Source organism: Terrisporobacter muris (assembly GCF_024621905.1).
Classification (GTDB): domain Bacteria; phylum Bacillota; class Clostridia; order Peptostreptococcales; family Peptostreptococcaceae; genus Terrisporobacter; species Terrisporobacter muris.
This window is the reverse complement of the sequence record NZ_JANKBY010000163.1, coordinates 1-7,782: the sequence shown is the minus strand read 5'-3', so window position 1 is coordinate 7,782 and position 7,782 is coordinate 1. Positions and strand designations below refer to the sequence as shown.

The 7,782-nt window shown below is 27.4% G+C and carries 9 protein-coding genes and 1 riboswitch; of the genes, 4 read left to right on the top strand and 5 right to left on the bottom strand.

The window, feature by feature from the left end; translation table 11 throughout:
• Positions 1-225: 225 nt before the first annotated feature.
• The 4 genes from NSA58_RS12405 to NSA58_RS12390 form a co-directional block, all read right to left on the bottom strand.
• Entirely contained in the window at positions 226-1,056 is an 831-nt protein-coding gene (locus NSA58_RS12405) for an energy-coupling factor ABC transporter ATP-binding protein (RefSeq protein ID WP_039677896.1), read from the bottom strand.
• A 142-nt stretch (positions 1,057-1,198) separates the two neighbouring features.
• Entirely contained in the window at positions 1,199-1,885 is a 687-nt protein-coding gene (cbiQ, locus tag NSA58_RS12400) for a cobalt ECF transporter T component CbiQ (RefSeq protein ID WP_039677895.1), read from the bottom strand.
• Positions 1,872-2,201 (bottom strand): energy-coupling factor ABC transporter substrate-binding protein, encoded by a 330-nt coding sequence (locus tag NSA58_RS12395; RefSeq protein WP_074078802.1) that lies wholly within the window; start codon positions 2,199-2,201, stop codon positions 1,872-1,874. Before NSA58_RS12395 ends, cbiQ begins: the two co-directional genes overlap by 14 nt.
• Positions 2,201-2,917, bottom strand: a complete 717-nt coding sequence (locus NSA58_RS12390) for an energy-coupling factor ABC transporter permease (RefSeq protein ID WP_039677894.1) — start codon at positions 2,915-2,917, stop codon at positions 2,201-2,203. Before NSA58_RS12390 ends, NSA58_RS12395 begins: the two co-directional genes overlap by 1 nt.
• A gap of 207 nt (positions 2,918-3,124) precedes the next feature.
• A riboswitch (cobalamin riboswitch) is annotated at positions 3,125-3,410 on the bottom strand.
• A 151-nt stretch (positions 3,411-3,561) separates the two neighbouring features.
• Between NSA58_RS12390 and NSA58_RS12385 the strand changes: the two genes are divergently transcribed.
• From NSA58_RS12385 to NSA58_RS12370, 4 genes are all read left to right on the top strand, one after another.
• Positions 3,562-4,317 (top strand): polyphosphate polymerase domain-containing protein, encoded by a 756-nt coding sequence (locus NSA58_RS12385; protein WP_074429802.1) that lies wholly within the window; start codon positions 3,562-3,564, stop codon positions 4,315-4,317.
• Positions 4,311-4,997: a DUF4956 domain-containing protein gene (locus NSA58_RS12380; RefSeq protein ID WP_039677892.1), complete on the top strand. Its 687-nt coding sequence runs from the start codon at positions 4,311-4,313 to the stop codon at positions 4,995-4,997. The genes NSA58_RS12385 and NSA58_RS12380 overlap by 7 nt, the downstream gene beginning before the upstream one ends.
• Positions 4,998-5,180: 183 nt before the next feature.
• The gene (locus NSA58_RS12375) at positions 5,181-5,852 is read left to right on the top strand and encodes a response regulator transcription factor (protein ID WP_039677891.1); all 672 of its coding nucleotides are present in this window, start codon (positions 5,181-5,183) and stop codon (positions 5,850-5,852) included.
• 2 nt (positions 5,853-5,854) lie between these two features.
• Positions 5,855-7,057, top strand: coding sequence for a sensor histidine kinase (locus tag NSA58_RS12370; protein ID WP_074429801.1), 1,203 nt, complete (start codon positions 5,855-5,857; stop codon positions 7,055-7,057).
• Positions 7,058-7,192: 135 nt separating this feature from the next.
• Here the strand turns inward: NSA58_RS12370 and NSA58_RS12365 are convergent.
• Positions 7,193-7,782, bottom strand: a 590-nt coding sequence (locus tag NSA58_RS12365) for a hypothetical protein (RefSeq protein WP_257560512.1), incomplete at its 5' end; no start/stop codon positions are given.

Sequence of the window (7,782 nt, the reverse complement as noted above, 5' to 3'; positions counted from 1 at the left end):
GACTTACTTTTAAAATTTCATAATTACACCTTATTGTATATTCAATGTTTTCATTACTATGACCTAACATCAGCGTTCCCCAGTAACAAATATAAACAATATATTTATTTCTTACCTCCATATTTATTCAATCATTAATTGGAGAGTTAAATTCTAACATGAACAAAGAAAAAAATCCATATTTTCAAGAAAATATGGATTTTATCTATTTTATATATTGTCTTTTTATTTTGCTATTTTATTTAGATTATCCCCAAAATTTTCACTCCAATAATTATATAAATCTTCCTCTTTTCTGAATAAAGGTAAGTTCATATTCTTATTAAGTTTTACAAGCCATGGAAGTTCCAGCCCTGCTTCTTCGATTTTTTCTTCATCTACAAATACTTCTTCAACATTACCTTCACTAATTATTTTGCCTTGATTTAATATATATACATAATCGCATATATCATAAATCAAATTCATATCATGACTAGTAATTACTATTTTCTTTCCTTTTTTATGCATCGATTTAATTATGTCTATAATAGCCTTTGTACTTTCAGGGTCTAATCCTGCTGTTGGTTCATCTAGTAAAACAAGGTTATTTTCCATAGCTATTACTGATGCGATTGCTACTCTTTTTTTCTGACCAAAGCTTAAGCTATGTACTGGCCTGTCAATAAAATCTTTTCCATTAACTGATTCTAATGCTTTATTTATTCTTATTCTTATAGTTTTTTCATCCATACCAATATTCCTAAGGGCAAATGCTAAATCATCGTACACCATTGAATAAAATATCTGTTTTTCTGGGTCTTGAAATACTATACCAACCTCTTTTCTTAAATTATATAAACTTTTTTTGTCATATTTCAGCTGGTTATTTTTATAAAGTATTTCTCCTTGTGTAGCTTTTAAAATCCCCATTAAGTTATTAAATAATGTAGACTTTCCTGAACCATTCGATCCAATGATTCCAATAATATCTCCTCTATCAAAATCCATAGTTATATTATCTAAGGCTTTTCTATTTTTGTCATATTTATATGTTAAATTATTTATTTTAAACATTATTAATCTTCCTCTACAATATAAAGAATTCGATTCGCTTAAGCCACTGCGTAGGCGCTCCACTTCATGTCACCAACATCTAAGTCTTCGCTACCGCTTCAGACTTATCCCGTTGCTCAAATTTTTTTATTATTTTACTATTTTATTGTTCTACTATGTAAAATGTTCCATCGTATAATTTCATGTCTAGAGCTATACTCATTTCATCATATCTTATCATCATTCTTTTAAATAACATATTTACTAATAATCCAAAAGAATTGTATCCATTCTTTAAATTTATATATCCAAACCTAAGTTCTTGAGATTTTCTTATATCTGCAACTTCCTCCATAAATATAAATATAAACCTATACATTAGCATGGAAATTTCTAAAACTATGTCTGGTAAATGTAGTTTTTTGAATACAAATATTAATTGATTAAAAGGTGTTGTAAGCATTATAAAATAAATGCAAGTCAAACATGATAATGCTCTAAAGAATAAATGTGTTGATGATATTATAGATTCATTTGAAACACCTATATATAAACTTCCTATTTTTATACTGTATAATAAGACTTCTTTATCTTTAGAAAAAGTCAGAAGTATCATAATTATACTGATAATTAAAAATACTAGGGGAATTTTAATAAAATGAATATAATCTTTTAATTCAATCTTTGCAATCCCAACTATAACCAAACTCATTATTGCTATAATAATTAAGGATATATAATTATAAGGATTAATTAAAGATAAAATTAGTAACAACATACCTATGGCAAATTTCATATTTGGATTTACTTTAGATAACTTATTTTTATAAGCATAATCATCTATTATCATTTAATAATTCATCTCTCATCTTTTTCTTAGTTCTAGTAGTTCCAATATAATATCCTATTATTCCTGCTCCAAATGCAGCTTGAGATGCAAATAATAAACTTTCAATCTCTCCACTTGCAGGCTCTATTATACTGCTAAACCATGGTTCATACTCTGGATTTATTTCAGTTATTACACCTTCAGCCTCTCCATCTGCTCCACCAAACTCTGCTCCTTTTTGAGTTATTAATGGGACAATAATTATAGCTAAAACTAAAAGAAGTAAAGTGATTGTTAATTTAATACTACTTGATTTTTTTCTTGTTGAACTTTGCATTATGCTAACACCTCTCTTTCTTCATTTTCAGTTATAAAGTTATAAACTATAACTGTAAGTAATCCTTCTGCTATTGCTATAGGTACTTGAGTAATAAAGAACACTCCTAAGAATTTTACTGCTGATACCATAAATCCACCTGCTGGATCTGGGAAAGCAAAACCTAGTTGGAAAGATGTTACAGTATATGTTAACAAATCTCCTAAAGCTGCTGCTAAAAATACTGCCATTTTTTTATCTATTTTATCTTTACATAATTTCCATATTCCAAAAGAAACTAATGGTCCTACAATTGCCATGGAAAAAGCATTTGCTCCTAAAGTTGTAATTCCACCATGCGCCAATAATAAGGCTTGGAATAATAATACTATTGTCCCTAAAACTACAGTTGCACTAGGTCCGAATAATATTGCTGCAAGGCCTACACCCGTTGGATGCGAACAACTACCTGTAACTGATGGAATTTTTAATGCTGATAATACAAAAACGAAAGCTCCACAAAGAGCTAATAATAATTTCTTTTTAGGTTGCTCTTTTACTATTTTAGTAATATTTTTAAGTCCTACTATAAAGAAAGGTATAAATATTACCCACCAAATTATTGCCCAGTTTACTGGTAAAAAGCCTTCCATAATGTGCATTGCATTTGAGATTACTGGTGTAGTCATTAACATAAATGCTGCTATTAATGACCATTTTACATTACTTTTTTTCATACTACATACATCTCCCTTTTAATTATTTTTAGGGTGTATATCTTATTATTTTAATTCATTTAACTAAGATTTCTTGTTGTAACTAAATATTTTGCTTACTTAATTAGTTGATAATTAAAAAAAGCCTAACCGAAAGGCTAGGCTCGTATCTCTTAATTTCCAACATAAAATGTTTTCTAATAAGATACTTCCTTCACCCCGAAGAAATTTCTTTTTATACTCTAGGCAGGTCTCCTGACTTAGCTTCATCCTACTCCTCACCTTCCCATAAAAAATTCACTACGTTCATATTACCAACGATATGACTTTGCTAATGCTTTAAACGACTACGTCGGCGCCATGCAATTTTAGTCAAATCCGTTGCTCAAATTCCATTCGTAACTTTTTTACAGTGGTTTGTTGAGTTTCGTCCACATTACAGTAACGGGGGCTGTAGAGGGTTCTCACCTCTTTCCCTATTAATCTTTAAAGAACCTAAAATATTTTTTATTATTCTTTCACTTTAATTCTATACCAATTTTTGTAAATATTCTATAAAAAGTTTGATTTTTATAAAAATGTATTAACAGATTTTCTTTAAGATTATTTTAAGGTTAAATTATTATACTCATGGTGTAAAACAATTGATAAAAGAGGTGAAAAATATGGCAATAAAGTCCTTTAAACGTTATGAGAAAAAGTTTTTAATAACAGAAAATCAATATAATGAATTAATTCCAAAACTTCTGGATTATATGAATCCTGATAAATTTTGTCAAAACAATAGAACTTACAGTATCTATAATATCTATTATGATACTGAAAATAGCGATGTAATAAGACATTCCATATCAAAACCATATTATAAAGAAAAACTCAGACTAAGAAGCTATACGATACCAACTAATGCTAATGATAGAGTATTCTTAGAATTAAAGAAAAAAATCAAGGGTATTGTTAGCAAGCGAAGACTTTCTCTGTCCTTAGGTGAAGCTTATGAATTTCTTTATAACAATAAAAAACCTGTGGTTAAAGATTATATGGATAAACAAGTACTTCATGAAATAGAATACTATATTAGTAAAACAAAAGTATATCCTACTGTATTTATATCTTATGAAAGAAATGCTTTTTTCTGTAAGGATAATCCTGATTTTAGAGTAACATTTGATTCAAGAGTTTTGACTAGAAGAAATCATCTACTTTTAGAAGAAGGAAGTTTTGGTGAAGATGTCGTTGGAGATGGAAAATATCTTATGGAAGTAAAGATATTAGGTGCCATACCTTTATGGTTTACAAAAGTTTTATCTGAACTTGAAATTTATCCAACTCATTTTTCAAAGTATGGAAATGAATTTATGAAATATTGTTTAAATAATAAAGAAAATAATGAAATAAAAATAGGAGCTGAAATATGTTAGAAACAATAATATCCTCAACAACAGGAGAATCATTTACTCTTATTAATTCTCTACTAGTAATAGGTACATCTATTATACTAGGAATTTTAATAAGTGTAGTTTATATGAAAACACATGAAAAAGATAATTTTAATTCTGGATTTAGTACAACCTTAATTATGTTGCCTGTAATAATATCTATAATTATCCTATTAGTTGGCAACAATGTAGCTAGAGCCTTCTCTTTAGCTGGAGCATTTTCCATAATTCGTTTTAGGAGTGCCCCAGGAGATCCAAAGGATATTGCATATATATTCTTTACTTTAGCAATTGGGCTTACTTGTGGTATGGGATATATTACTTATGCTGTTTTATTTACTTTAATTTTATCTGCTGTAATGATTGGATTACATATGACCAAATTTGCAGAGCCTAAAAATAAAACAATGCAACTTAAAATTACTATTCCAGAAAACCTAAATTATGAAGGTGTATTCGAAGAAGTATTAGATAACTACACTAATTCTTATAGTATACAAAGAGTTAGAACTAGGGACTTTGGTTCTTTATTTGAGCTGACTTATACAATAAGTTTAAAAGCCAATTCAAATCAAAAATCTTTTATGGACGAGTTAAGATGTAGAAATGGTAACTTAAACATTACTCTTACTCTTGCTAATACTAACTATGGTGATAATTAATTTACTTCCCCTTAAGTCTTTTTAAGGGGCTTTATTGTATAATAAAATAATAAAAAAATTCGCTTAGCTCATGTCGCCAAAATTGAGAAGCATATTGTCAATGATATATCCTCATTACTACTTAGGATAATTCCATTGCTCAAATTTACTTCATGAAGTTGAAGCAGTTTGGAGGATAACATATTGAAACTTTTATTAGTAGAAGATGAAAAGCAACTTTCTGAAGCTTTAAGCCAAATATTAATTAATAATAAATATAGCGTAGATGCAGTTTATGATGGAGATAATGGACTAGAATATGCTCTAACAGATATTTATGATGTCATTATTTTAGATATAATGCTTCCTAAATTAAACGGTCTAGAAATTTTACAAAAACTGCGAAAAGAAAGTATATCTACCCCTATACTCTTATTAACCGCGAAAGATTCTGTTGATGATAAAGTAACGGGTCTTGATTTAGGTGCTGATGATTACTTACCAAAACCCTTTGAGCCAAAAGAATTACTAGCAAGACTTAGGGCAATATCGCGAAGAAAAGGTGAAGTTATAAATGATAGCTTGTTAACTTATGGCGATATCAATTTAAATCTATCTAATTATGATTTAAGCTGTAGAGATTCTGCAGTAACTCTTACTCAAAAAGAGTTTGAAATATTAAACTATTTTATGCAAAGACCTAAAAATATTGTAAGCAAAGACGATTTAATAACTAAACTTTGGGGATTTGATTCTGATGTTGAATATAACAATATAGAAGTTTATATCTCTTTTCTGAGAAAAAAGCTTACTTTTATTAACTCTTCTGTAAAAATCACTACTATAAGAAGAGCCGGATATAAACTGGAGAAATAATAATGTTTAAAAAGCTAAAAACCAGATTTATTTTAATCAATATGACTTTGCTCACTATAGTTTTTATAAGTATTTTTAGTTTTCTTTATTTTATGACTAACCACAGCATTAATAGAGAAACAAATATGACTATTGATTCTCTTATGAATAATAGTCCAAAACAAAAGCCTAATAGTGGCAATATTGTAGTTGAGCTTGATAATAGTGGAAATATTACAAATTATTTTGTCCACCTAAATTATGATATGACTACTGTGAAATTGCAAAACGCTATAAATACTATTTATGAAAGTAATAAGAATAATGGTAAAATTAAAATAGATGATTATATCTATAAGTATGAAAAAAGGAGTTTCAGGTTTTTTTCAAAGATTGTACTTTTGAATATTACTTCAGAAGAGAGCTTAAAAATAAGATTAATTCAGATTTTTGTTTTGGCCGGATCAATAAGTCTTATTTTTCTTTTAATAATAAGTATTTATCTTACTAATAAAAGTATTGAGCCTATTAAAGAGACATTTAATAGACAAAAACAATTTATTGCAGATGCTTCTCATGAATTAAAAACACCTTTGACCATAATTAAAACAAATACTTCATTATTGCTTAGTAATCCTGAAGATACTATAAGAAATCAGTCTAAATGGATTAAATATATTGATTCTCAATCAGATAGAATGTCTGAACTAGTAAATGAAATGTTATCTCTTGCAAAGTTAGATGTGGAAAAAAATAAATTGATATTTTCTCCAATAAATCTTAGTAATATGATAGAAAGTATGCTCTTAACCTTTGATGCTGTTATATTTGAAAATAAAATTACATTGAATACTAATATTAATAAAAATATAATGATAAATGCTAATGAAGAAAGTATAAAAAAATTGTTTAATATTCTTATGGATAATGCCGTAAAATATACAAATAAAGAAGGTTGTATATCTGTCAACTTAGTTACAGATAAGTCTAAATCTAGGTTAATTATTAAAAATACTGGAGAAGGGATTCCCAAAGATAAATTAAATAAAATCTTTGAAAGGTTTTATAGGGCTGATGATTCTAGAGATAGAGAAACTGGTGGATATGGACTTGGTCTATCTATTGCAAAATCTATTGTTACCCAGCATAAAGGAAAAATTTATGCTTCTAGTAATTTAAATAAAGATGCTACTTTTACAGTAGATTTACCACTTTTTCCACAGTAAAAACATCATTTTCTCTCAATCAACCATCTTAATAGGTTGAAATTTACGATTTATCCATAAATTATAAATCCTTTTCATATAAAAAGACTGTATATAATTTGTATACAGTCTTTTTTAGTAATTTAATTATCAATCCTACTCATCTAACTCTTCATCTATATTGTATCTCATTAAATAAGTATCTGTTTTCGTACTTGTCCATGAGCCCTCACTTACTTGCTCCATAGGCATATGACTTATATCAACTGCATCATATATGGGATATTTTGAATTTAGTTTTTTTGTTGAATAATTAGCCAAGTCTACAATATATAAATTTTTATCATTTTCATAATAATTTTCTTCATTTTTATAAATAGCGGTGTAATAAGATGTATTTTCATATTTTTTAAACTTTGTATTACTCATTACATCTAAAAGTGTTTCAATATCCATATTATAATATCCCATTGAACTAAACATAAAAGTCTCATCTTCACTTTCATATGTTTTGCTTGTATTTATACTGTAGCTTTTGCCGTTTGTTGATATAAAATAAGTTTTATTATTTTGATCTTTTATAGTATAAGATAATCTCCTTATTTTATTATTTTTATTGTATTCTAAATCAAGGGATTCTACACTAGCTAAATCATCTATACTTAGTTCTTTTTTTATAACTTCATAATCACTTCTTAAACTTTTAATACTTATATTTTTTATAGGTATATTTCTATCTCTATATT

Excerpts from the sequence above, each read along its gene's own strand:
- NSA58_RS12380 (WP_039677892.1), top strand. The coding sequence starts at position 4,311 with ATGTTAGAAACAATAATATCCTCAACAACAGGAGAATCATTTACTCTT.
- NSA58_RS12395 (WP_074078802.1), bottom strand. The coding sequence starts at position 2,201 with ATGCAAAGTTCAACAAGAAAAAAATCAAGTAGTATTAAATTAACAATC.
- NSA58_RS12385 (WP_074429802.1), top strand. The coding sequence starts at position 3,562 with ATGGCAATAAAGTCCTTTAAACGTTATGAGAAAAAGTTTTTAATAACA.
- NSA58_RS12370 (WP_074429801.1), top strand. The coding sequence starts at position 5,855 with ATGTTTAAAAAGCTAAAAACCAGATTTATTTTAATCAATATGACTTTG.
- NSA58_RS12390 (WP_039677894.1), bottom strand. The coding sequence starts at position 2,917 with ATGAAAAAAAGTAATGTAAAATGGTCATTAATAGCAGCATTTATGTTA.
- cbiQ (WP_039677895.1), bottom strand. The coding sequence starts at position 1,885 with ATGATAATAGATGATTATGCTTATAAAAATAAGTTATCTAAAGTAAAT.
- NSA58_RS12405 (WP_039677896.1), bottom strand. The coding sequence starts at position 1,056 with ATGTTTAAAATAAATAATTTAACATATAAATATGACAAAAATAGAAAA.